The 24,670-nt window shown below is 47.0% G+C and carries 22 protein-coding genes and 1 riboswitch; of the genes, 14 read left to right on the top strand and 8 right to left on the bottom strand.

What is annotated here, in order from left to right:
* The first annotated feature begins 36 nt into the window (after positions 1 to 36).
* The 6 genes from HUX74_RS02705 (at position 37) to HUX74_RS02680 (ending at position 5,203) form a co-directional block, all read left to right on the top strand.
* A complete protein-coding gene (locus tag HUX74_RS02705) occupies positions 37 to 1,326 on the top strand; it encodes an inositol-3-phosphate synthase (protein WP_117965522.1) in 1,290 nt (429 codons plus the stop codon).
* A 138-nt stretch (positions 1,327 to 1,464) separates the two neighbouring features.
* Positions 1,465 to 1,938, top strand: a complete 474-nt coding sequence (locus tag HUX74_RS02700; RefSeq protein WP_138344839.1) for a phosphatidylglycerophosphatase A — start codon at positions 1,465 to 1,467, stop codon at positions 1,936 to 1,938.
* On the top strand, positions 1,923 to 2,450 hold the full coding sequence (locus tag HUX74_RS02695; protein WP_174646155.1) for a GtrA family protein: 528 nt from the start codon (positions 1,923 to 1,925) through the stop codon (positions 2,448 to 2,450). Before HUX74_RS02700 ends, HUX74_RS02695 begins: the two co-directional genes overlap by 16 nt.
* Positions 2,440 to 3,093, top strand: coding sequence for a CDP-alcohol phosphatidyltransferase family protein (locus tag HUX74_RS02690; protein ID WP_005826758.1), 654 nt, complete (start codon positions 2,440 to 2,442; stop codon positions 3,091 to 3,093). The genes HUX74_RS02695 and HUX74_RS02690 overlap by 11 nt, the downstream gene beginning before the upstream one ends.
* A complete protein-coding gene (locus HUX74_RS02685) occupies positions 3,090 to 4,022 on the top strand; it encodes a phosphatase PAP2 family protein (protein WP_174646154.1) in 933 nt (310 codons plus the stop codon). Before HUX74_RS02690 ends, HUX74_RS02685 begins: the two co-directional genes overlap by 4 nt.
* 8 nt (positions 4,023 to 4,030) lie before the next feature.
* Complete coding sequence (locus HUX74_RS02680; protein ID WP_174646153.1) at positions 4,031 to 5,203, top strand: iron-containing alcohol dehydrogenase; 1,173 nt, start codon at positions 4,031 to 4,033, stop codon at positions 5,201 to 5,203.
* 80 nt (positions 5,204 to 5,283) lie between these two features.
* Here the strand turns inward: HUX74_RS02680 and HUX74_RS02675 are convergent, their stop codons facing one another.
* Both HUX74_RS02675 and HUX74_RS02670 read right to left on the bottom strand, forming a co-directional pair.
* Positions 5,284 to 6,858 carry an Rne/Rng family ribonuclease gene (locus HUX74_RS02675; protein ID WP_005826752.1) on the bottom strand — a complete coding sequence of 525 codons (1,575 nt, stop codon included), beginning with the start codon at positions 6,856 to 6,858 and terminating at the stop codon, positions 5,284 to 5,286.
* Between the two features lie 235 nt (positions 6,859 to 7,093).
* A complete protein-coding gene (locus HUX74_RS02670) occupies positions 7,094 to 7,369 on the bottom strand; it encodes an HU family DNA-binding protein (protein ID WP_005826750.1) in 276 nt (91 codons plus the stop codon).
* Positions 7,370 to 7,526: 157 nt separating this feature from the next.
* On the opposite strand from HUX74_RS02670, the gene mutY reads away from it, so the two are divergent.
* The 4 genes from mutY to HUX74_RS02650 all read left to right on the top strand — a co-directional run bounded on the left by mutY (position 7,527) and on the right by HUX74_RS02650 (position 11,108).
* Entirely contained in the window at positions 7,527 to 8,567 is a 1,041-nt protein-coding gene (gene mutY / locus HUX74_RS02665) for an A/G-specific adenine glycosylase (protein ID WP_117867022.1), read from the top strand.
* A 72-nt stretch (positions 8,568 to 8,639) separates the two neighbouring features.
* Positions 8,640 to 9,098 carry a single-stranded DNA-binding protein gene (locus tag HUX74_RS02660; RefSeq protein ID WP_117965486.1) on the top strand — a complete coding sequence of 153 codons (459 nt, stop codon included), beginning with the start codon at positions 8,640 to 8,642 and terminating at the stop codon, positions 9,096 to 9,098.
* A 23-nt stretch (positions 9,099 to 9,121) separates the two neighbouring features.
* Positions 9,122 to 10,468 (top strand): gliding motility-associated protein GldE, encoded by a 1,347-nt coding sequence (gene gldE / locus HUX74_RS02655; protein WP_174646152.1) that lies wholly within the window; start codon positions 9,122 to 9,124, stop codon positions 10,466 to 10,468.
* A 10-nt stretch (positions 10,469 to 10,478) separates the two neighbouring features.
* Positions 10,479 to 11,108, top strand: a complete 630-nt coding sequence (locus HUX74_RS02650; protein ID WP_117962593.1) for a 4'-phosphopantetheinyl transferase superfamily protein — start codon at positions 10,479 to 10,481, stop codon at positions 11,106 to 11,108.
* 5 nt (positions 11,109 to 11,113) lie between these two features.
* On the opposite strand, the gene HUX74_RS02645 is transcribed toward HUX74_RS02650, so the two are convergent.
* The 3 genes from HUX74_RS02645 to HUX74_RS02635 all read right to left on the bottom strand — a co-directional run bounded on the left by HUX74_RS02645 (position 11,114) and on the right by HUX74_RS02635 (position 15,746).
* On the bottom strand, positions 11,114 to 12,487 hold the full coding sequence (locus tag HUX74_RS02645) for a tryptophanase (RefSeq protein WP_117962595.1): 1,374 nt from the start codon (positions 12,485 to 12,487) through the stop codon (positions 11,114 to 11,116).
* A gap of 272 nt (positions 12,488 to 12,759) precedes the next feature.
* Positions 12,760 to 12,961: riboswitch (cobalamin riboswitch) on the bottom strand.
* A gap of 327 nt (positions 12,962 to 13,288) precedes the next feature.
* Positions 13,289 to 15,082, bottom strand: coding sequence for an ATP-binding protein (locus HUX74_RS02640; protein WP_117965482.1), 1,794 nt, complete (start codon positions 15,080 to 15,082; stop codon positions 13,289 to 13,291).
* A complete protein-coding gene (locus tag HUX74_RS02635) occupies positions 15,057 to 15,746 on the bottom strand; it encodes a response regulator transcription factor (RefSeq protein WP_005826729.1) in 690 nt (229 codons plus the stop codon). The genes HUX74_RS02640 and HUX74_RS02635 overlap by 26 nt, the downstream gene beginning before the upstream one ends.
* A 287-nt stretch (positions 15,747 to 16,033) precedes the next feature.
* On the opposite strand from HUX74_RS02635, the gene HUX74_RS02630 reads away from it, so the two are divergent.
* The 4 genes from HUX74_RS02630 (at position 16,034) to HUX74_RS02615 (ending at position 21,607) form a co-directional block, all read left to right on the top strand.
* On the top strand, positions 16,034 to 17,230 hold the full coding sequence (locus tag HUX74_RS02630; protein ID WP_131225972.1) for a hypothetical protein: 1,197 nt from the start codon (positions 16,034 to 16,036) through the stop codon (positions 17,228 to 17,230).
* Positions 17,231 to 17,959: 729 nt separating this feature from the next.
* Positions 17,960 to 18,766 carry a DUF3805 domain-containing protein gene (locus HUX74_RS02625; RefSeq protein ID WP_174646151.1) on the top strand — a complete coding sequence of 269 codons (807 nt, stop codon included), beginning with the start codon at positions 17,960 to 17,962 and terminating at the stop codon, positions 18,764 to 18,766.
* A gap of 63 nt (positions 18,767 to 18,829) precedes the next feature.
* Positions 18,830 to 20,719, top strand: a complete 1,890-nt coding sequence (locus HUX74_RS02620) for an ABC-F family ATP-binding cassette domain-containing protein (RefSeq protein ID WP_117600747.1) — start codon at positions 18,830 to 18,832, stop codon at positions 20,717 to 20,719.
* Between the two features lie 45 nt (positions 20,720 to 20,764).
* Positions 20,765 to 21,607, top strand: a complete 843-nt coding sequence (locus tag HUX74_RS02615; protein WP_174646150.1) for a histidinol-phosphatase — start codon at positions 20,765 to 20,767, stop codon at positions 21,605 to 21,607.
* A gap of 73 nt (positions 21,608 to 21,680) precedes the next feature.
* Here the strand turns inward: HUX74_RS02615 and HUX74_RS02610 are convergent, their stop codons facing one another.
* The 3 genes from HUX74_RS02610 to HUX74_RS02600 all read right to left on the bottom strand — a co-directional run bounded on the left by HUX74_RS02610 (position 21,681) and on the right by HUX74_RS02600 (position 24,646).
* Complete coding sequence (locus HUX74_RS02610; protein ID WP_174646149.1) at positions 21,681 to 22,109, bottom strand: co-chaperone YbbN; 429 nt, start codon at positions 22,107 to 22,109, stop codon at positions 21,681 to 21,683.
* Positions 22,110 to 22,118: 9 nt separating this feature from the next.
* Positions 22,119 to 22,415 carry a thioredoxin gene (gene trxA / locus HUX74_RS02605; RefSeq protein WP_005826711.1) on the bottom strand — a complete coding sequence of 99 codons (297 nt, stop codon included), beginning with the start codon at positions 22,413 to 22,415 and terminating at the stop codon, positions 22,119 to 22,121.
* Positions 22,416 to 22,486: 71 nt separating this feature from the next.
* Positions 22,487 to 24,646, bottom strand: coding sequence for a S46 family peptidase (locus HUX74_RS02600; RefSeq protein WP_174646148.1), 2,160 nt, complete (start codon positions 24,644 to 24,646; stop codon positions 22,487 to 22,489).
* Between the last annotated feature and the right edge of the window lie 24 nt (positions 24,647 to 24,670).

The following is a 24,670-nucleotide window of genomic DNA, read 5'->3' as shown; positions in this document are numbered from 1 at the left end:
TGAGCAATTTTTTAAACTCTAAATAATACAATGGCAATGAAAGAAAACATTAAGCCGGCAACCGGACGCCTGGGCGTGCTGGTAGTCGGAGTAGGTGGTGCGGTTGCAACCACCATGATTACCGGTACATTAGCTGCTCGCAAGGGCTTGGCAAAAGCTATAGGCTCAATCACACAAATGGCTGCTATGCGCATGCAGGATGGCAAAGAAAAACTTATCAAAGACATAGTGCCTTTGGCTGATTTGAATGATATCGTTTTCGGAGGTTGGGATATTTTCCCGGACAACGCCTACGAAGCTGCTATGTATGCTGAGGTTTTGAAAGAGAAGGACTTGAATCTGGTAAAAGATGAACTGCAAGCCATCAAGCCGATGCCTGCTGCATTCGACCACAATTTCGCAAAACGTTTGAACGGTACGCACATTAAGAAGGCAGCTACCCGCTGGGAAATGACAGAGCAGTTGCGCGAGGATATCCGTAACTTCAAGGCAGCCAATAACTGCGAGCGTATTGTTGTGCTGTGGGCTGCAAGTACCGAAATATATATTCCGCTGTCCAAGGAGCACGAATCTCTCGCTGCTTTGGAACAGGCAATGAAGGAAAACAATACTGAAGTAATCTCTCCGAGTATGTGCTATGCATACGCTGCCATTGCAGAAGGCGCTCCGTTTATTATGGGTGCTCCTAATCTGTGTGTGGATACTCCGGCTATGTGGGAATTCTCCAAGAAAATGAATGTGCCCATTTCCGGTAAGGACTTCAAGAGTGGCCAGACTTTGATGAAGACGGTGCTTGCTCCGATGTTCAAGACCCGTATGTTGGGTGTAAGTGGCTGGTTCTCTACGAATATTCTGGGTAACCGTGACGGCGAGGTACTCGACCAACCGGAGAACTTCAAGACAAAAGAGGTCAGCAAGCTGTCTGTTATCGACAATATCTTCGAGCCGGAGAAATATCCTGACTTGTACGGTGATGTTTATCATAAGGTACGCATCAACTACTATCCTCCCCGTAAGGATAACAAGGAAGCATGGGACAACATCGATATTTTCGGCTGGATGGGCTATCCGATGGAAATCAAGGTCAACTTCTTGTGCCGTGACTCCATTCTTGCTGCTCCCATCGCGCTCGACTTGGTTATTTTCAGTGATTTGGCATTGCGTGCAGGCATGTGCGGCATTCAGACGTGGCTGTCCTTCTTCTGCAAGAGCCCGATGCACGATTTCGAGCATGAGCCGGTACACGATTTGTTCCAGCAATGGCGCATGGTGAAAGAGACTCTCCGCAATATGGTGGGTGAGACAGCACCGAGTTATCTGGACTAAAAAAACAGTGATAAGGTGATAAAAATAAGGTGGTAAGGTGATAGAGTGATAGCACTTTACCACTTTATCACTTTTATTACTTTATTGCATTTATCATTTTACCGTTTTTATCGCATTTATCACCTCATTACTTTTTTGATGAAGAAACCCTCCCTCCTCCCAGTTATTATCGGTACGGGCTTTGGCTCGGGCTTTTCTCCTTTTGCACCCGGCACTGCGGGAGCTTTGCTGGCTACGCTTATCTGGTTCGGGTTGTCTTATCTGGTTTCAAGTGTCTGCCTTTTGTGGCTGACAGTAGCATTGATTTTGGTATTTACGCTTGCCGGTATCTGGGCTGCCAACCGCCTGGAGGCATCTTGGGGCGAAGACCCTTCGCGCGTGGTGGTCGATGAAATGGTCGGCGTGTGGATTGCCTTGCTTGCGGCGCCCGCCGGACATGTATGGTATACATTGGGAGCATTTGTCTTGTTCCGTTTGTTTGATATATTCAAGCCCTTGGGCATCCGCCGTATGGAAAGTCTGCCGGGTGGAATAGGGGTAATGATGGACGATATTCTGTCCGGAGTCTACGGATTTATAATTTTGATTGTGGCAAGATGGATAATCAGTTGAAATCAAATGGCAAAGGTATGTCGTGGCGCCATTCTGTCTGGATCTTCTTCAAGGCCCAGATTTCGGCGCAATTCGCAAGCTTTGTCGATTTTCTGGTGACTATCCTTCTGGTGAAGGCTTTTGCTGTTTTTTATCTTTATGCCACATTCACGGGTTCCGTAGTAGGAGGCATTGTAAACTGTGCCATTAATTACGGATGGGTGTTCCATGCCGAAGACTGCAAGAAAACGCATGTTGCCGTCAAGTACCTCTTTGTCTGGGGAGGCAGCATTATACTGAATGCTTGGGGTACTTTTGCATTGACCGAGTGGCTTACCGGCATGACATGGGTCAATAGATTGTTGGGATATTATATCGACAATGTATTTATTCTGTCAAAGATAATTGTAGCAGTGCTGGTAGCTTTTTTTTGGAACTACCATCTGCAACGTTTTTTCGTTTATCGTAATCACAATATAAAAGGCTTTCTGAAACATTATTTAGAGAACAAAAAAGACGAATATGAATTATAGAGATTGGTTGCAGCAGGTGATATACAAGATTATCAACCCTGTGGTGCATGGTATGATTAGAATTGGCATTACGCCTAACTTTATTACGACTACGGGGCTGGTACTGAATATCGTGGCGGCTGCCTTGTTTGTGTATGCAGGAGTGTACAAGAGTGGTGAACTGGCCTATGTAGGCTGGGGAGGCGGTATTGTGCTCTTTGCCGGGTTGTTTGATATGATGGACGGACGCGTGGCACGCGTGGGTAAAATGAGTTCTACTTTCGGTGCGCTCTACGACTCCGTACTCGACCGTTACAGCGAGCTCGTGACATTGTTCGGCATCTTCTATTACCTGATGCTGCAAGGCTATTTGTGGGGCTCCATCATTACATTCATTGCGCTGATAGGTTCGCTGATGGTGAGTTACGTGCGTGCCCGTGCCGAAGGCTTGGGGCTGGAGTGTAAAGTCGGTTTCATGCAGCGTCCTGAACGCGTTGTGCTGACTGCCCTCGGTGCCATGTTCTGCGGTATCTTTGGTGATTGTACCTTGTTCGACCCGATGCTGATACTGATTGTGCCTATGGCGGTGATTGCCATATTGGCGAATTTGACGGCATTTGCCCGCTTGGCGCATTGCTATAAACTACTGAAAGACAAGGAATGAAAAATAGTTTGTTTCCCTCTGTGAGAGAGGCAGTGCTGGTGATTGTCATCACAGCGTTTTTCTTGATTCTGACAGCGGTCTGTATCGGGCTTCGTCCGGAACATTTCCTGATGACAGGTGTATTTCTGTTATTGTTCTTTGCCGGACAGACAACCCGTAAGTTGGCAGTGGCGCTGTTGCCGTTTTTCATATTCGGCATTTCGTATGACTGGATGCGCGTATATCCCAATTACCTGGTGAATCCCATTGATGTAAAAGGACTTTATGAGGCAGAAAAATCCCTTTTTGGCTTGTCTGTAGACGGTGCTGTCCTTATCCCTTGTGAATATTTTGCTTTGAACCATTGTCCGGTTGCCGATTTCTTTGCCGGGATATTCTATCTCTGTTGGGTACCGGTTCCCATTGCATTCGGGTTGTGGCTCTATCTGAAGGGTGACCGTAAGGTATATCTTCGTTTTGCGATGGTGTTCCTGCTGGTGAATCTCATCGGTTTTGCCGGCTATTATATCCATCCCGCTGCTCCGCCCTGGTATGCCATGAATTATGGTTTCGAGCCGATACTCGACACTCCGGGCAATGTGGCAGGCTTAGGGCGCTTTGACGAATTGCTGGGATGCTCCATCTTCAACTCCATTTACGGAAGGAATGCCAATGTATTTGCAGCAGTGCCCTCGCTCCATGCCGCCTATATGGTGGTGGCTTTGGCCTACGCGGTTATGGACCGCAGCAAAAAGTGGTTGATAGCGTTGTTTGCGGTGATTATGGTCGGTATTTGGTGGACGGCTGTCTATTCGGGACACCATTATCTGATTGATGTGATGCTGGGCATCTCTTGTGCATTGCTGGGTATTTTTGTTTTTGAGAAAGGACTGATGAAGTGGGGAGCGTTCGGACGCTTCTTTGAAAGATACAGTCGATACATTAAATAAGGTATACAATGAATAATTTTGTTTTTTATAGTCCTACAGAGTTTGTCTTTGGCAAGAATACTGAAGTGCAAGTCGGTGCATTGGCGCGTAAGTATGGTGCACAAAAAGTGATGATAGTATATGGAGGCGGTTCTGTTGTACGGAGTGGTCTGCTGGATAGAGTGAAGCAATCCTTGCAGGAAGCCGGTGTGGCTTATTGCGAAATGGGAGGTGTCCAGCCCAATCCCATTGACGGGAAGGTATACGAAGGTATTCAGCTTTGCTGTCGTGAGCAGGTGGATATGATGCTTCCTGTGGGAGGTGGTTCGGTCATAGATACGGCAAAGGCCATTGCTGCCGGAGTCCTCTATGATGGTGACTTTTGGGATTTCTTTATCGGTCGTGCCAAGGTGGAGAAAGCGTTGAAAGTAGCCGTGGTGCTGACTATCCCGGCTGCCGGAAGCGAAGGTTCGGGCAATACGGTAATTACCAAGACAGAGACACTCCAAAAACTGGGGCTCTGTGCCCCCGAGCATTTGCGTCCCGTATTTTCCATCATGAATCCTGAACTGACCTACACTCTCCCAGCTTATCAGACGGCTTGTGGTATTGCCGACATGATGGCTCACATCATGGAGCGTTATTTCACAAATACACCGGATGTGGAAATCAGCGACCGGCTTTGCGAAGGCACCTTGACAGCTATCATTAAAGAAGCTTACCGGGTGAAACAGCAACCGGACAACTATGCCGCGCGTGCCAACATTATGTGGTGTGGCACTGTGGCGCATAACGGAACTTGTGGGGTAGGGCGTGAGGAAGACTGGGCATCCCATGCACTGGAACATGAAATCAGTGCTATCTATAATGTAGCCCACGGTGCCGGCTTAGCTGTAATCTTCCCTGCCTGGATGGCTTTTATGGCAGAACATAATCCGGCAAAGATAGCCCAGTTTGCCCACCGCGTTTTTGATATACCCAAGTCCGAAGATTTGGAAGAGATGGCTTTGGCTGGTACCGCCCGCCTGAAACACTTTTTCCGTTACATGGGCTTGCCGGTTAGCTTTAAGGAGTTGGGCATCGAGCATCCCGATATAGACCGTATGCTCGTCAGTCTGCAGCGCAATAAAGGCGAACTGCTTGGCAACTACGTGAAGCTGACCATGACTGATTGCAGGGAAATCTATCGTTTGGCTTTATAGCGGAAGGCATGTTTGGGGAGAGCTCCCCCAAAGCAAGAGATAAAAAAGACGGCGAAGATAAATACCCTTCGCCGTCTTTTTTATTTGATTTCGATTTCTTCCTTCATGTCTATCTCTTCCCCTTGCAGGTCGTAGAATACATATTCCAGGAATGCTAATTTCTGGTTTGGAATAATCTTGATACCGAATCCGTACTTCATCTGCCACTTCCGTTTCAGGGAGACGAGTCCCTGATTGACGTAGGCTGCGATGTACGGGTGGATGTGTAACGAGAATTTCTTTATCTTCAATTTGTTGACCAGGTAGTCAATCTTACTCTCTAAGGTGTCCGTAAAGAGGATGGACGATTTGATGGTGCCTTTACCGAAGCAGGTGGGGCAGGTTTCCGTCGTATTTACATCCATAGCCGGGCGTACACGCTGGCGTGTAATCTGCATCAGTCCGAATTTACTGAGCGGCAGGATGTTGTGACGTGCTCTGTCTTTCTGCATGTTGGCACACATACGTTCGTAAAGCTTCTGTCGGTTTTCGGCTTCATTCATGTCGATGAAGTCCACCACGATGATACCACCCATATCCCTTAGTCTGAGCTGGCGTGCCAGTTCGTCGGCTGCACCCAGATTCACTTCCAGTGCGTTGGCCTCCTGCCCGTTGGCATTCTTGGTGCGGTTACCGCTGTTCACGTCTACTACGTGAAGCGCCTCAGTATGCTCAATAATCAGGTAGGCACCACTTTTGTATGAAATGGTCTTGCCGAATGACGACTTGATTTGTTTGGTGATACCAAAATTGTCGTAAATGGGGAGTTGACCTTTGTACAGCTTCACGATTCCTGCCCGTTCAGGGGCGATGAGGGTTACGTAATCCTTGATTTCGTGGTACACAGCCTCGTTGTTCACGTGGATGTTTTCGAAGGAAGGATTGAACAAGTCGCGCAACAGTCCTACGGCACGGCTGGTTTCTTCGTAAATCAGTGTCGGAAATTTGGTGGCCTTCTGTACTTTTGTAATGGCATCTTCCCAATGTTTCAGTAATACTTTAAGCTCTCCGTCGAGTTCGGCAACACGTTTTCCTTCGGCTACGGTGCGGACGATGACGCCGAAGTTTTTCGGCTTGATACTCATCAGCAGTTGCTTGAGGCGTGCGCGCTCTTCGCTCGATTTAATTTTTTGTGATACGGAAACCTTGTCATTGAAGGGAATCAGCACGAGGTATCTTCCGGCAAAGGAAAGTTCGGAAGTCAGTCGCGGCCCTTTGGTAGAGATAGGTTCCTTGACAATTTGCACCACTACTTCTTGTCCCACCTTGAGTGTGTTGGAAACCGTTCCGTCCTTTTCAAGGTCGGGAAGTATGGTTGCTTTGGTAATGGGATTCAGCTTCTTCTTGTCGCTTAAAGTTTGCTTTACGTACTTCTCTAACGAGTTAAATTGAGGACCTAGGTCCAGATAATGAAGAAAAGCATCTTTCTCGTAACCCACGTCCACGAAGCAGGCATTCAGGCCGGGCATCAATTTTTTGACGCGTCCCAAATACATGTTGCCCACCGAGAAGGAGATGTTTCTTCCTTCGCTCTGGAGTTCCACCAGCTGCTTGTCTTCAAGCAGTGCAATGGATACCTCTTTGGGCTGTACGTCTACAACGAGTTCGCTTGTCACAATAATTGGCTTTTAAATGATTCTATTTACTACTTAAACAAAGAACAAACCCGCGAGACATTTTGCTTCACAAGTTTGTTCTTTATTTTGTCCTTCAGACTAAAAATTACTTTTTGCTTTTATGTCTGTTCTTTCTTAGTCTTTTTTTACGCTTGTGCGTAGACATTTTATGTCTTTTTTTCTTCTTTCCGCTTGGCATAGCTTCAAAATTTTTATGGGTTAATACTATTGTTTATTATTTCTTCACTGAGAGGGTGAACGTTTTTGCAGGCTTAAATGCCGGAATGTTATGTTCCGGAATGATTATTGTAGTGTTCTTGGAGATGTTGCGTGCAGTTTTCTGAGCTCTTTTCTTCACTACAAAACTACCAAACCCGCGGAGGTAAACATTTTCATCTTTGGATAAAGATGCCTTTACTGCGTCCATGAATGCTTCAACGGTTGTAAGTACGGTTGTCTTATCAATTCCGGTGTTCTTTGTAATTTCGTTTACAATATCAGCTTTAGTCATTTTTCTTTAAAAAAAATATTATTACTATAGTTTTCCTAATTTTTTGGACTGCAAATATATAGCTTTTCCGTGGCTCTAAAAAATATATTTCGGACAATTTTCTAAAAAAGTCTTGGCATTAAGCTTTGTTAGGCTGAAAATGAAGTATTTTTGCAGCATGAATATTTTTAGCGGAACATTGTTGGATTGGTATGCGGAGAACAAACGCGACCTTCCGTGGCGAAATACCACGGACCCTTATCTGATATGGATTTCTGAAATCATCTTACAACAGACAAGAGTGGCGCAGGGTTATGAGTACTTTTTGCGTTTCATAAAACGCTTCCCGGATGTGGCGTCGCTGGCTGCTGCGTCCGAGGACGAAGTGATGAAATATTGGCAGGGCCTGGGGTACTATTCCCGTGCCCGCAACCTGCATGCCGCAGCCAAAAGCATGAAGGGTACATTTCCAAAAAACTATGCAGAGGTGCGTGCTTTGAAGGGGGTAGGGGATTATACGGCAGCGGCCATCTGTTCTTTTGCCTATGACATGCCTTATGCGGTGGTAGACGGGAATGTATATCGGGTGCTTTCCCGCTATTTCGGCATTGATATTCCCATTGATTCTACCGAAGGGAAAAAAACTTTTACTGCTTTGGCGAGAGAGATGCTCGATAAATCCCGACCGGCAGATTATAACCAAGCGATTATGGACTTCGGAGCCGTGCAGTGTATGCCGCAGTCGCCCAACTGTCTGTTCTGTCCTTTGTCTGGTAGCTGCAGAGCCTTGTTGGAAGGCAAAGTGCAGCAACTGCCCGTGAAGCAGCACAGAACAAAGACTACCAACCGCTATTTTAATTATATATATGTACGTATGGGTGCGCATACTTTGATACATAAGAGGACGGAGAACGATATCTGGAAAAATCTCTTTGAATTGCCTCTAATCGAAACGGAAAAAGATTTATCCGAAGAGGAGTTCCTGGCATGTCCGCAGTTTCATGCACTGTTTGCAGAGGGAGAGGTGCGGATGGTCCGTACACTACTTCGGGGAGTGAAGCATGTATTGTCCCACAGAGTGATTTATACCAATTTCTATGAGGTCACTCTACCCGATAATTCGGGTTCTTTTTCAGGTTACCAGCAGGTTGCGGTCGAAGATTTGGACCGTTATGCGGTGCCTCGGCTGATACATGCTTTCTTGGAGAAATATATATAAAAGTTGTCTGTATTCTTGCATGGTGTGGATATTCTCGTTAATTTTGGCAGCAAATTAATAAAATAGAAGCTTATGTCAGTAAACAAGGTGATATTGTTAGGAAATGTGGGCAGAGACCCGGAAGTGAGATACCTTGACAGTGGGGTGGCGGTAGCTACTTTTTCTTTGGCTACTACAGAAAGAGGATACACTTTGCAGAATGGAACCCAGGTTCCCGACCGCACTGAGTGGCATAATATTGTGCTTTGGCGTGGACTGGCAGAAACTGCCGAAAAATATGTGCATAAAGGAGATAAACTTTACATTGAAGGCAAAATTCGCACTCGCTCGTATGATGACCAGACAGGAGCTAAGCGCTATGTGACTGAAGTTTTTGCAGATACAATGGAAATGTTGACACCTAAAAGTGCATCGGCATCGGGCAATGCGCCGTTTGCGCCGCAAGCCGGAGCGACAGCCCAGCCGCAACAACCGGTACAACCGCAGGCTGCCCCTGCACAAGATAACCCGACGGACGATCTACCGTTCTGATTGTTTAACTAAAACCAAAATCTTTGGACCCAGACGCTTATTTATGCCAGTTGGCAGATGTTTTTAACGGTATATCCGTACAGACTCCTTCTATTTCGGCCATTGTAGCCATTGTGTTGGCAGGTTTGCTTTTGCTCGTTTCCGGCTTTGCATCAGCTTCCGAAATAGCCTTTTTTTCTCTTTCTCCGTCAGACTTAAATGTAATAGCGGAGAGAAAGCATCCTTCGGATGAGAAAATCAGTAATTTGCTGGATAACAGTGAACGTTTGTTGGCGACGATTCTGATTACAAACAACTTCGTGAATGTAACCATAATCATGCTCTGTAACTTCTTTTTTATGAATATGTTCCAATTTCATTCTCCCATTGCAGAGTTCCTCATTCTGACAGTAGTCCTTACGTTTTTGCTGTTGCTTTTCGGTGAAATCATGCCTAAGATATATTCGGCTCAGAAAACGCTGGTTTTCTGCCGTTTTGCTGCTCCCGGCATCACGTTTTGCCGTTCCGTATTCTATCCGATGGCATCTATGCTGGTACGTTCCACTTCTTTCCTGAACAAGCATGTGGTCCGCAAGAACCATAATATATCGGTCGATGAACTTTCACATGCACTAGAATTGACCGATAAGGCGGAACTTTCGGAGGAGAACAATATTCTGGAAGGTATCATCCGCTTTGGTGGAGAGACAGCCAAGGAGGTTATGACTTCCCGCCTCGATGTGGTGGATCTGGATATTCGTACCCCTTTCAAGGATGTGGTGAAGTGCATTGTAGAGAATGTCTACTCCCGTATTCCCATCTATGCGGATAACCGTGACAATATCAAGGGGGTGCTTTATATCAAGGATTTGCTTCCCCATCTGAACAAAGGGGATAATTTCCGCTGGCAGTCGCTTATCCGGCCCGCCTATTTTGTGCCCGAAACCAAGATGATTGATGATTTGCTGCGCGATTTTCAGGCAAACAAGATTCATATAGCCATTGTGGTCGATGAGTTCGGCGGTACGTCGGGCATTGTCACCATGGAGGACATTATTGAGGAGATTGTGGGCGAAATTCATGACGAATACGATGATGAAGAACGTACATATGCCGTACTGAATGACCACACTTGGGTATTTGAAGCCAAGACCCAGCTGACCGATTTCTATAAAATAACGAAGATAGACGAGGAAACGTTCGATGAGGTGGCAGGGGATGCCGATACGCTTGCCGGACTTCTGCTGGAGCTGAAGGGGGAATTTCCTGCTCTCCATGAAAAGGTGACCTACGGCCGTTATGAGTTTGAGGTGCTGGAGATGGACAACCGCCGTATCCTGAAAGTGAAGTTTACAGTAAATGCCTCAACTCCTCTAATCCCTAATCCTTAATCCTTGCCTCATGCCCCTCTTCTTACAACATACCGCTCTTCCCTGCCGATGGGGAATTTGGAAAACGGAGGAATCTCCGGAGGAATTGCTGGCCATGCTTCCTCATCAGGAAGTATACCGGGAAGGTATGCGGCGTTTCACCGCAGCACACCGCCGTCTGGAGTGGCTGGCTGTCCGTGTATTGCTTTACACGCTGTCGGGAGAAGAGAAAGAGATTGCCTATCATCCCAGTGGGAAACCTTATTTGGCAGATGCTTCCGCCTCTCTCAGTATTTCGCATACGAAAGGTTATGTGGCTGTTGTTTTGGGATTGCCGGGTCGGGAAGTGGGCATTGACATTGAGCAGTATGGTGAACGGGTAAGGAAGGTGGCGCATAAATTCATGCGCGAAGATGAACAGCCATCCGTGTTTCGCGGAACCGACACTTGGTCACTGTTGCTGCACTGGTCGGCCAAGGAGACCATGTTTAAATGCCTGAATGCTTCCGAGGTTGATTTTCGTGGGCACATGCGCATTCTGCCTTTTGCTGTAAATGAAAGCGGCGTATTCTCCGCCGAAGAGTATCGTACGGTGGAGAAACGCCGGTTCACTATTCATTATTATTTGTTTCCGGATTTTGTCTTGACATTGAGTCTGTAAATTTCTTACAGCCTTTCCAGTTGTACCGTAAAATGTCTCATCAACGGAGCTTCCCAAGTGATGCGAACTCCGCGGGTAATACTTTCCCGCTTGTCATATACATTTTTTAAAGCGGCTGCTACCACATCCATGTGGTTGTCGGTGTACACGCGGCGAGGGATGGCAAGCCGGAGCAAATCCAAGCCGTTGAAGCGGTTTTCGCGGGTCACCGGGTCGCGGTCTGCCAGCAGATAGCCGATTTCACAACCGCGTATGCCTGCTTCTAGATAGAGTTCGGCGGTCAGTGTCTGTGCCGGAAACTCTTCTTTGGGCACGTGTGTCAGCACTTTGGGGGCATCCACAAATATGGCATGGCCGCCTGCGGGACGTTGGTAAGGTATCCCGTACTCATCCAGTTTCATGGCTAGATAGCCCACCTGGTGAATGCGGGTTTCCAGATTGTCAAATTCAGTATTTTCATCCAGGCCGATGGCAAGGGCGTTCATGTCACGTCCGTTCATGCCGCCGTAAGTGAGGTAGCCTTCGAATTGCACGCAGAAGCCTTTGGCACCTTCATACCAGTCTTTCCGGCGGGTGGCTATGAATCCGCCCATGTTGACAATACCGTCTTTTTTGGCACTCATCGTCATGCCGTCGGCAAGGTCAAACATCTCGCGGGTAATTTCCTTTATGCTCTTGTTGCGGTAACCTTCTTCTCTCATTTTGATGAAGTAGGCATTTTCCGCAAAGCGTGCCGAGTCAAAGAGAACGGGCTTGCCGTACTTGTCGGCAATGGCGCGGACTTCGCGCAGGTTCTGCATGGAAACCGGCTGGCCGCCTGCGGTGTTGTTGGTTATGGTGACGATGACGAACGGTATCCGTTCGCTATGTTCCTGTAATGCTTTTTCCAGTTTTTTAGGGTCTACATTGCCTTTGAAGGGAATTTCCAGCTGTGTCTGTTTGGCTTCGTCTATGGTGCAGTCCAGAGCCAGTGCCCGGCGTCCCTCGATATGTCCTTTGGTGGTGTCGAAATGGGAGTTTCCCGGCACAATGTCGCCCTCGTGCACCAGGTAGGAGAAGAGTACATTTTCGGCAGCGCGTCCCTGGTGGGTGGGGATAATGTATCCAAATCCGGTGAGGCGGGTGATGACTTCCTTCAGTCTGAAGAATGAGGTGGCTCCGGCATAGCTTTCGTCGCCCAGCATCATGCCTGCCCATTGGCGGTCGCTCATGGCGCCGGTGCCCGAGTCGGTGATGAGGTCGATATAAACTTGTTCCGATTTGAGTTGGAATACGTTGTAGTGGGCTTCTTTCAGCCATTGTTCGCGTTCCTGGCGGGTACTTTTACGGATAGGTTCCACCATTTTGATTTTCCATGCTTCGGCAAATGGTAATTCCATAGACTCTGTATCTTTAATAATTTGACAATAGGTTAACGGATAAACCGATTATTTCGGTTTAATGTGCCGAATTTAGGTAAAATCTATGTAATAATCAATTTAAATATGACTTTTTGTAATGTAAATGTCCGGACGAAATCACTTCGGCCGGACATCATCAAATAAACTTGGCAGAGTTTATTACCTTCTTTACTTTCTCTGAATTAGGTTTGATGAATGAAATGATGGACGGTTTGTCCGGCTCATTAGACTCAACGCTTTTTCCTCGAAAGCAATGATAAAGTATGCATGGCAGGTCTTCTGACTTGTTTCTGTTGCAGGCGCCTTCCCGGAAGAATATTCCAGTGGCATAGAGTAATTGTCTGCAACGTTGCACGAAACTTACAGCAGCGGGACTGTCCAGGATTTACACCTGATTCCCTTTTAATCGCTTTCCCAGAAGAGGGGGAGCGAACCAATGCATGACAAAGATACGGATTCTTTTTGAGAAAACAATTCTATGAGTGATAAATTTTCTTCCCCGCTCTCTTTCTTTTTGCCGACAAATTGGCAAGGTTTTGCCATCCTCTTGGCAAGACTTTGTCACCGCGTTGGCAAAACTTTGCCATAGGCATGGCAAAAGTTTGCCAAAAGCATGGCAATAGGTTGGCAAAATTACTCTCTGATTGATAGTGACTTAAGGCGATTTAAGCAATCCGTCATGTCGGTAAGGTGAAAAGATACCAATACAAGCCACACTTGCCACAAGAACCTTCTCCAGAGGTATGCAAAGCATTTTGTTTGGTGTGGTAAAACGGGCTGTTATCTCTCTTTTGCCAGTGTGAATACAAACTCCAGCCCTCCGCCTTGGTTGTTTTTGGCAGAGATGGTGCCTCCGTGAATAAGGACTGCATTCTTCACTATGGCGAGCCCCAAGCCGGTGCCGCCCAACTTGCGCGAGCGTCCTTTGTCTACACGGTAGAAGCGTTCGAACAAACGGTTCAGATGTTCGGGAGAAACGCCGATGCCGGTATCGGCAAAACTGAAATAGTAGTAATTCTCGTCTTCGCGGAAACAACTGATGTTGATGTGTATGTTGGTGCCGGCATAAGCGATGGCGTTGTCCATGAGATTGCGGAAGATGGAGTAGAGTAGAGAGTAGTTGCCCCGCAACTGTATCTTCGATTTTAGGGAATTGACAACGGTGATTTGCTTCTGTTCCAGTTCCAGGGACACTTCGTTGACGATGTTTGAAACCAGCATGCTGATGTCCACCTTTTCCATATCGATCATGTTGGCGGCTTCGTCCATGCGGGTCAGTACGGATATGTCGCGCAGCAGGCGGCTCAGGCGGTTGCTTTGCGCGTAGCAGCGTTCCATGAAGATTTGCATCTTTTCGGGCGCGATGTTCTCGTTGTTCACGATGGTTTCCAGATAGCCTTGTATGCTGCTTACGGGGGTTTTCAGCTCATGGGCGATGTTTTGGGTCAATTGCCGTTTTAGCTGTATCTGCTCCTCTTCCTGGGTGATGTCGTTGATGGAAATCTCAAAGCTGAGGTCTTGGAAGATGATGCACTCCACGATGAAGATGCGTCCGTTCTTGTTGATGTGAACGGACATTCTTCGTTCTTCGTTATAGGAAGGGCGTTTCTGTGCCTTGTTGATGAAATCTGTTATCTTCTGGAATTCGCAGATGGAGAATATTTCTTCGGTAGTCTGCAGGTTGGAGTCTGAAATCAGATTGCCGTATTGGGTGAACAGATTGTTTACCAGTATCTCCTTTTTGTCTCTGTTGAATACGCCCAGTCCTTCGCGGGAGGTCTGCAAATGGGTGATGAGTTTTTCGCGCTCAATGTAAAGCGCCTCTTTGGTTTCGCGCAGGCGCTTATATATTTGTATGATGTGCTGCGAAATCTCTCCAAGTTCATTGTGCGGGAAGGCGGTTTGTATGTCCATGTCTATGGGTTCGTTCTTGTCGGCTCTTTTGGCAAACTCACGCAGGTGGTTGATGGCACTGCCAAGTTTGGAGGTGAATTTATAAAAGATGAATATCAGCAGCAGTGATACAATGACCGTGAACCAGATGTAATGTGGGTCGGCAGCCAGATTGTTCATCAGGTTGACGTTGTAGGGGAGAGCTGAGCGGATGATGCAGTCTTTGTAGACGGTGGCAGAATAGAAATAGGTTCTGCCGGTGGTTTCGGAGATGCGCCGCAGGTCGTAGCCTTTGCCGGCTTTCAGTGCCTTCTGCACTTCGGGGCGCTTGATGTGGTTATCCAGTTCATGGCTGCCGTTCTGGGAACTGTCGAACAATACGTTACCTTGAAGGTCTACCACGGTGACGCGCAGTTCCTTGTTTACATGCTTGGAGATATAGCTGTCCAGCATGGAAGTCCATAGGCTGTCGGGGAGATAACGAAGTTCCTGGTGTAGTCTGTCATTATAGTCTTGCAGCTGCGTGTCCAGTAGCTCCACTTTATATTCCTTTTCCCGCTGATACTGGTAGGCGATGAAGCATGCGGCGAATATGAGGAACAGTGAAATGACCGAAAGGAAAAGCTTCCGGCTGAAGGACAGAAAGTGTCTGTCGTTATTCGGCTTCGAAACAATATCCATATCCCAAGCGTGTTACGATGCATTTGCCATAAACTCCGATTTTCTTGCGTAGGCGTGTGATGTTTACGTCGATGGTACGGTCCAGCACATATACTTCATCACTCCAGATGCGGTTCAGTATATCCTCGCGCGAGAATACGCGTCCTTTATTCTGCAAAAGCAGCAATAAGATTTCAAACTCTTTTTTGGTGAGCGGTGCCTCTTCACCGTCAATGCAGACTTTCTTCTTGATGACGTTCAGCACCAGCGTCTTGTAGACAATCTGTTCCGGTGCATGCTCTGTCTCTCCTTGCTGGGTGCGTCTCAGTACGGCTTTGACACGTGCCGCTACTTCGCGCAGCGAGAAGGGTTTGGATATATAGTCGTCCGCTCCCAGGTTGAAGCCAGTCACGGTGTCATTTTCCGTATCTTTGGCGGTAATGAAGATGATGGGTATCTGGGCCGTCTTCTTGTCCTTCTTCAGCATACTTGCCATTTTGAAGCCGGAAATTTCTCCCATCATCACGTCCAGCAGTAGTAGGTTGTAGCTGCCAATGTCCATTCTCAGAGCTTCTTCGGCAGAGTTCGCCGTGTCCACTTCGTAGCCTTCGTTTTCGAGGTTGAACTTCAGAATTTCACATAAGTCTTCTTCATCGTCCACTACTAAAATCCGGTAATTGTTCATTGCTTTGTTGTTTATGTATGACAGGAATAAAACAATTTTCTTGTCACAAAGTTAAACTTTATTTCTTTTTATCGGCAAAAATAGTGCAAACCGAATGCAGAATTTTCATGTTTACATGAAAAGTTGTGCCGAGATGCAGGCCATTTCTGCTTTCTGGGTACAAAAGTGAGGCTAATTTGTTACGGAATGATGAAACAAGTGTTACATTTGGGTTACATTAAATTCCCGTTTATCTAAAAGCCCCGTCACATTAAAATATTATCTTTGCTTCGTAAATACTGAATTGTATGAAAGAACTTATGTATATCAGGAGTTTCTCTAAGAGACATTTGTCGGTTATTATGGGAACTCTACTTTTAGTGATAATCGGCTCTGTCTGGCTGAATACGGCTCCTTTCCGCTCGGGATTTGAGATTACGGATGAACTGGGCGGTAATATATTCCCTTCCAGTATCCTTTCGGTGGCTACTACCGATGCTCAGGTCATAGTGCCGGTAGACTCCATGTATGTAGGTAATCCGAAGTCCTGCATCGCTGTCCGTGTCCGTTCGAGGAATGCTTATAGCCGGGTGCGGGTAGAGGTTGCAGAGACTCCGTTCTTTTCCCGTTCCGTGTCGGAGTTTGTGCTGGCAAAACCGCGTACGGAGTATATTATCTATCCTGATATCATATGGAATTACGAGGCTCTGAAGAATAACAACCAAGCGGAACCCATCAGTGTGGCCGTTATGGTAGAGATGAACGGTAAGGATTTGGGGCAGAGGGTGCGTACTTTTTCCGTTCGCAGCATTAATGAATGTCTGTTGGGGTATGTCACGAATGGTACAAAGTTCCATGATACCGGCATCTTTTTTGCAGCTTATGTGAATGAGGAGAATCCTATGATTGACAAGCTGTTGCGTGAAGCGCTGGATACGCGTATCGTCAACCGGTTTTTGGGTTATCAGGGAGGTGCCGAAGTGGTGGACAAGCAGGTTTATGCCTTGTGGAATGTGTTGCAAAAGCGCAAGTTCCGTTATAGTTCGGTGTCCAATACGAGCCTTTCCAGCAACGTGGTTTTTTCACAGCGTGTGCGCACGTTCGATGATGCTTTGGAGTCCTCGCAAATCAACTGTGTGGATGGGAGTGTCCTTTTTGCTTCTTTACTCCGTGCCATAAATATAGAACCTATATTGGTACGCACTCCAGGACATATGTTTGTAGGATACTACACAGATTCTAGTCATAAAGACATGAATTTCCTTGAAACGACCATGATTGGTGATGTGAATTTGGATGATTTCTTTCCGGACGAACAGTTGGATTCGACAATGGTGGGAAAGTCGCAGAACCAGATGTCGCGTATTACCTTTGACAAGTCCAAGGAGTATGCCAATAAGAAGTATACCCAAAATAAAGAAGGTATTCATTCCGGTAAACTGAACTATATGTTTCTGGAAATATCCAAAGAGGTGAGGAGGAGAATACAACCGATAGGGAAATGAGGCGGTAGTTTAGGACTGTTGAGGCGTTATAATTGGCTTAATGTGAGGGGGACTTTGGGGGCATTAAGTACTTTGGGAATTTCTAGTTTATTGCAATGCTTTATTCTACAGTGAATTGGAATGATATGCGTCATCATGATTATCAAAACGATATGGGATGGGGGATATCCAAAGAGTATTACTCTAATGCTAAAGCTTTGTTGGCTATTAAGCTGTGGAGCCGTATTAGACAATGCTCTCATGAGATTAATTATAATGCGGTTCAGTTGGGGGCTCTAACGGTCTTCATTCATAGATGATGATTGAAACAGTCAGCTTATGAGAATCGGCTATTTTTCATCTATAAAATCCCCTTGTTTATAGAATGTTAATTTAATATTCTTAAAATCTTAGGATTGTATGTATTCCATTGATTATCTTTGCATCCGAATTGGAAATTTAATGGATTTCATTTTGACTTTAGTTTAATTGAATAAAGATATTGAAGGCTCTAATGGTCTTCATTCATAGATGATGATTGGAACAGCCGGTTCGTGAGAATCGGCTGTTTTTTGTTTCGTTTGTTTGCATATCAACGGCGGTAATGTTACTTTTGCTCTAAAAGCGAAGATAGGCTGCACCTCAGCATAAAAAATGAACAAGTTCATTTTATTTTGCATTCGGTTTGCACTATCTTTGCGAAAAATAGCTAAGATGGTATGAGCTGTCTTTGCAAAGATTAGTCTATATATGGAACAAAGCAAGAAATTTATCTCTCCGGGAGCATGGTTTTCCATGACTTACCCGGCAGACTGGAATGAATTCGAAGATGGGGAAGGTTCTTTCCTTTTCTATAATCCCAATGAGTGGACCGGTAATTTTCGCATTTCGGCTTTCAAAGGGAATGCTACATATGGCAAGGACTCCGTGAAGCAAGAGTTGCGGGAAAATTCCGCTGCCACTCCGGTCAGGATAGGCCGGATGGAATGTGCATATAGTAAGGAGATGTTCGAGGAAGAAGGTGCGTACTATACTTCTCATTTATGGATAACGGGTGCGGATGAAGTTGCCTTTGAATGTTCGTTTACGGTGAAGAAGGGAGAGCCGGTTGCAGAAGCGGAGAAGATTATCGCTTCGCTGGAAACGCGTAAGGATGGGATGAAGTATCCGGCGGAGATAATTCCGGTGCGGCTTTCGGAAATCTATCAGATTAACGAAGCATACGAGTGGGTGGATACTACTGTAAAGGAGTTACTGAAGAAGGATTTTCAAGGAGCGGAGGAAGACATTGCCAAGATGCAGCAGATGATGGAAGAAAGCAACATCAGCCCTAAAAAGAAAGATGCGTGGCTGGCTTTTGGCATTGTGCTTTGTGTTATTTTCGCCAATGAAGTGGATGGTATGGAATGGCGTACCTTGGTGGATGGAAACCGGGAAGCGCCCATATTGCTGAATACGTCTACCGGTGAATGGATAGACCCCATGAAGCTGGTTTGGAGCAAAGTAAAGGCAGGGGGTAAAGTGAATCTGCCGGAGGTATACAGCTCCTTGTTCTAAGGTCCGGTCATCTTGGTACTGTGAGTTTCAACTTTCAATTTTCATTTTTCAACTATTAAAGCATTGGCAGCAGTAAATTCAATTCTTCAGGTGGAAAACCTGACCAAGTCGTTCGGTGACTTGGTACTATTCGAAAATATCTCTTTGGGCTTGTCCGAGGGACAGCGTGTCGGACTGATAGCCAAGAACGGCAGTGGCAAGACAACGTTGCTCAATATCCTTTCTGGCAAGGAAGGGTATGACAGTGGCACCATTTCCTTCCGTCGTGACTTGCGTGTGGGTTATCTGGAACAAGACCCGCAGTACCCAGAAGAGCTGACCGTGCTCGAAGCGTGCTTTCATCATGGCAACAGTACTGTCGAGTTAATCAAGGAGTATGAACGTTGCATGGAGACGGAGGGGCATCCCGGTTTGGACGAAATTCTGGTGCGTATGGACCATGAAAAGGCTTGGGAGTATGAACAGAAGGCAAAGCAGATTCTATCCCAACTCAAGATACGTGATTTCAGTCAGCACGTAAAATACCTGTCCGGTGGGCAGTTGAAGCGTGTGGCACTTGCCAATACTCTTATCACTGAACCCGATTTGTTGATATTGGACGAGCCTACCAACCACCTCGACCTCGATATGACGGAGTGGTTGGAGGAATATCTCCGCCGGAACAACCTCAGCTTGCTGATGGTGACGCATGACCGTTATTTCCTCGACCGTGTATGTTCCGAAATCGTAGAGATAGACAACCGGCAGATTTATCAGTATAAAGGCAATTACAGCTATTATCTGGAGAAGCGCCAAGAGCGTATCGAGGCAAAGACTGTGGAGATAGAGCGTGCCAACAACCTCTACCGCACAGAGTTGGAATGGATGCGCCGCATGCCGCAAGCCCGCGGACACAAGGCGCGTTATCGGGAGGATGCCTTTTACGAGTTGGAGAAGGTGGCTAAGCAGCGTTTCAACAACGACAACGTCAAACTGGATGTCAAGGCTTCTTACATAGGCAGCAAGATATTCGAAGCAGACCATCTGTACAAATCCTTTGGTGACTTGAAGATTCTGGATGATTTCTCCTACATCTTCTCCCGTTACGAAAAAATGGGTATCGTTGGGAACAATGGTACGGGCAAGTCGACCTTCATCAAGATACTGATGGGGTTGGAGCAGGCAGACAGCGGCACGCTGGATATTGGCGAGACAGTCCGTTTCGGTTACTACTCGCAGGACGGCTTGCAGTTTGACGAACAGATGAAAGTGATTGATGTAGTGCAGGACATTGCCGAAGTCATAGAACTGGGTAACGGCAAGAAGCTGACGGCATCGCAATTCTTGCAACATTTCCTATTTACTCCCGAGACACAGCACAGCTATGTCTACAAGTTGAGTGGGGGAGAACGCCGTCGCCTCTATCTGTGTACGGTCCTGATGCGTAATCCTAACTTCCTGGTGCTGGATGAGCCGACCAATGACCTTGATATTGTGACACTGAATGTGCTGGAGGAGTATTTGCAGAACTTCAAAGGGTGTGTGATGGTGGTGAGCCACGACCGCTATTTCATGGATAAAGTGGTAGACCATCTGTTGGTGTTCAACGGACAAGGAGACATCCGGGACTTCCCTGGCAACTATACACAATACCGCGACTGGAAAGATGCGAAAGCTCATCAGGAGAAGGAGAAAGAGAAGGAAGTTACCAAGGCTCAGGAGGATAAGACGGCGAAGGTGCGTCTGAACGATAAGCGTCGTATGTCTTTCAAGGAAAAGCGCGAGTTTGAGCAATTGGAACAGGAGATAGCCGATCTGGAAACTGAAAAGAAAGTGATTGAAGAAGCTCTGTGCAGCGGCACCTTGTCTGTGGACGAACTGACGGAGAAGTCGAAGCGTTTGCCGGAACTGTCGGACTTGATTGACGAAAAGACATTGCGCTGGCTGGAGTTGAGCGAGATAGAATCGAACTGAAGTCCGGAATTAAAAATTAAGAATTGAAATTATAGAATTAGGAAAGTGGGAAATCTGACGAACTATCATAGCCATAGCCTTTTTTGTGACGGACGTGCCGGCATGGAGGACTTTGTGCGTTTTGCATTGAGTGAAGGTTTTACATCTTATGGCTTTTCATCGCATGCTCCATTGCCTTTTTCTACGGCATGGACTATGGAGTGGGATAGGATGGACGATTATCTGTCTGAATTCCACCGTCTGAAGGAGAAGTATGCCGGACGTATCGAACTGTATATCGGTTTGGAGATTGATTATCTGAATGAAGCGAGCAATCCGTCCATCGCCCGTTTCAGGGAGTTGCCGTTGGACTACCGTATCGGTTCTGTACATCTTCTCTACAATGACAAAGGGGAAGTGGTGGATGTAGATGTATCTGCGGATACCTTTAAGACCATTGTAGACGGACATTTTTGCGGTGATTTGGAGCATGTGGTCCGTCTCTATTACGGCCGGTTGACGAGGATGCTCGAGCTGGGTGGTTTTGATATTGTGGGCCATGCCGATAAGATGCACTACAATGCAGCATGCTATCGCCCGGGATTGCTGGACGAGCCTTGGTATGATGAGCTGGTTAGGGCGTATTTCGCAGATATTGCCCGTCGCGGCTATCAGGTAGAGGTCAATACCAAATCCTGTCATGACCTGGGTACTTTTTACCCCAATGAGCGGTATTTCTCCTACCTGCATGATTTGGGTGTACGTGTGCAGGTAAACAGTGATTCACACTATCCGGAACGGATAAGCAACGGACGTCCCGAGGCTTTGCGTGCCTTGAGGAAAGCTGGATATGAATCGGTGATGGAACTACACGGAGGAGAATGGAAAGAGATGCCTATCGTGTTTTGAGTGAATAGGATACAAAAACTCCTGACTTGCCTTTTTGTAAAGGTAGTCAGGAGTTTTTTCTTTCTATTATGAACTATTCTGTTTTCAGTAAAAAGTCGTCAATCGCCTTTTTGTAGGTAGCCTTATCGGCTGCTCCGCGGAAGAGCTGAGGCTCTCCACTCATAGGGATGAATACAAAAAGAGGAATGCTTGTTGCATTGAACAACGCTGCCAGTTCCTTTTCCTTATCCACATTGACTTTGTAGACAACGATTTTATCGGCATACTCTTTGGCCAGTTCCTTCATAATGGGAGCCACCATGCGGCAAGGTCCGCACCAGTCGGCATATAAGTCTATGATGGCAGGCTTGCTTCCCTTGTATTTCCAGTCCTGGGATTTCTCATAGTCGAACACATCCTTGATGAACATGGCTTTGTTCATGACGATAACTTCTCCGTTTGTTTGAGCATAGGCCAGCATGCAAGAAAACACGAGGGCAACCATTGCTATAATCTTCTTCATTTCTTCTTGTTAAGAGTTTTGTTCTATAACGGCTTTCAAATCCTTACCGCTGATGACACCCGAATGGCGCCATACGGCTTCACCTTTCTTAAATACGATAAATGTCGGTACTGCTTGTATGCGGTAGCGGGCAGCAAGCTCTTCGTGCTGGTCTACATCTATTTTGGCGATACGGGCAGCATCTCCTATTTCGTTTTTGAGTTCCTCCAGTACCGGATGCATGGCCTTGCACGGGCCACACCAGGTTGCAAAGAAATCAACTAAAACGGGCTTTTCTGATTGTATCAATTCTTCAAACTTTTCCATAATTTTTTCCTTTCTGTTTTTATTTATTTGTAATGATAACAAAATAGGAGGAGGATTTGTTCGCTAAATCATTATTTAATCGTCATCTCTTCAATGAGATGCGAAGCTCCCGCGTATTTGTCGATGATGAACAAGGTGTAGCGGATGTCTACACATGCTGCTCGTTGGGAGGACGGACGGAAGGCAATGTCGCCAGTCAGACCTTCGTAATTGCGGTCAAAGCCGGTACCTATCAGTTCTCCTTTGGCATTGAACACTGGGCTGCCGGAGTTTCCACCGGTATTGTCTGTGTTGACAATGAAGCAGATGGGCATTTCGCCGTTCGGCATGGCATAACGTCCGAAATCCTTTGCCTGATACAGCTGTTTCAGTTTGGTGGGGACTACAAACTCCCAATTGTCGGGATCTTCCTTTTCCATAGCTCCTTTCAGAGTGGTGTAGTAATCATATTTCACACCGTCTGCCGGAGCGTAGGGGAGTACTTGACCGTAGGTCAGGCGCAAGGTGGAGTTGGCATCCGGATAGATGGGCTGACCATTGGCAAGTTTCATGTCCATCATGCCCTTTACCCATACCTTGTGGGCGGCATTGTAGTTTTTATTGGCATCCATCATGGCAATGGAGGTCTGAAGCAGGCCGTCCGTGATGGAATATTTCAGCAAGACCATCCAGTCTGTATTAATCTTGTAGAGGCTGGGCTTGCGGATGAACTTGGCAAAGTTCTCCTTGTTGCCGAAGATGGAATGTTCAAAGCAGGCGTCGATGAAAGCGTCGCTGTTGCCCTTGAAACGCTTGTCTATGATTTGGAAAATACCGATGCGTTGTTCGGCAGGGATATACTTCATGTAGGTTTTCAGCATTTCCTTGCCAACAATACGTTCCACTTCGGGGAAGGGGACAGAGGCGAAGTAGCGGTCGGCTGCCTTCTGAAGACTGTCTTTAGCTGTTGCAATCTGTTCCTTGTCCTTGTTCTTCAAGGCAGATACCAGTCCTGCGGTGCTGGGGATACGCATGAAATCGAGTCCCGTCACCAGCGCTTCCTGAATGGCTTGCTGGTGGTAGAGGGCTGGACGGCGTTGCTTTACGATGGCGCGTATCTGGTCGAATGCCTGCTGATAGCTATTGTCGTTCAGCGAGCGTCCGCGTGCCAGGAGTGCCTCTTGTTGTGCACGTTTGGTGTCCAATACTTTCAGACGGACGAGACCCTCGTTCATACCGATGGCATTTTTCCAGTAGTTGGCAGAAGATGCATACTTGCTGGCATAGTGGATGCGTACGGCATCGTCTTGCAGCATCTGCTTCATCAGAGCTTTCTGGCGTACGTCACGCACGTGGTGGCGCATGAAGTTGGTGGTTTGCATGCGTTCCTCTACTTCGTCGGAAATCATGTAGCGCCAGTTGCGTCCGGGGAAGCCCATGACGAAGGTAAAGTCGCCCTCGCGATAGCCGTCGAGGCTGATGGTGAGGTGTTTCTTCACTTTCAGGGGGACGTTGTCTTTGCTGTAAGCGGCGGGTTTCCCGTCTTTGTCGGCATAGATGCGGAAGATGGAGAAATCTCCCGTGTGGCGGGGCCACATCCAGTTGTCGGTGTCTGCACCGAACTTGCCGATGGAAGAGGGGGGAGCACCTACCATGCGGATGTCGCTATAGGTGGTTTTTACGAATAGATAGTATCTGTTTCCACCGTAGAAGGCTTTCAGTTCCAGTTTGCGGCCGGGTGTTAGGGCGATGCCTTCGGACTTGGCGAAGCGGTCGGCTACTGTTTTTAGGTATTTGGGAGACAGATAATTGGTGCCGTTCGGGTCGTCGTCGGTTTTCAGTTGTTCGTTTACGTAGTCTGTCACGTCCAGTATCCGGTCGATGTAGGTGACGGTGAGTCCCTTGCAGGGAAGCTCCTCTTCGCGGGACATGGCCCAGAAACCGTCGGTCAGGTAGTCGTGTTCCACCGAGCTATGTTGCTGTATGGCGCCATAACCGCAGTGGTGGTTGGTCAGCACCAGCCCTTCGGCAGAGATGACTTCGCCGGTACAGCCGCCGCCGAAATGAACCACGGCATCCTTCAGGGCAATGCCGTCGGGATTGTAGATTTGGTTGGCGGGGATGAGCAGGCCGAGTTCCGTCATGGCTACTTCGTTCTGCTTTTGCAGGTCGGTGAGCATCCACATCCCTTCGTCGGCGTGAACCGTGGCAAAGGCAGATGTAATGAATAATGATAATAGGATTCTTTTCATGATGATATGCGTTAGAAGAGCATC

Source organism: Bacteroides sp. Marseille-P8574, assembly GCF_902825465.1.
GTDB classification, from domain to species: domain Bacteria; phylum Bacteroidota; class Bacteroidia; order Bacteroidales; family Bacteroidaceae; genus Bacteroides; species Bacteroides uniformis.
This window is presented reverse-complemented; position numbering and strand designations above follow the sequence as displayed.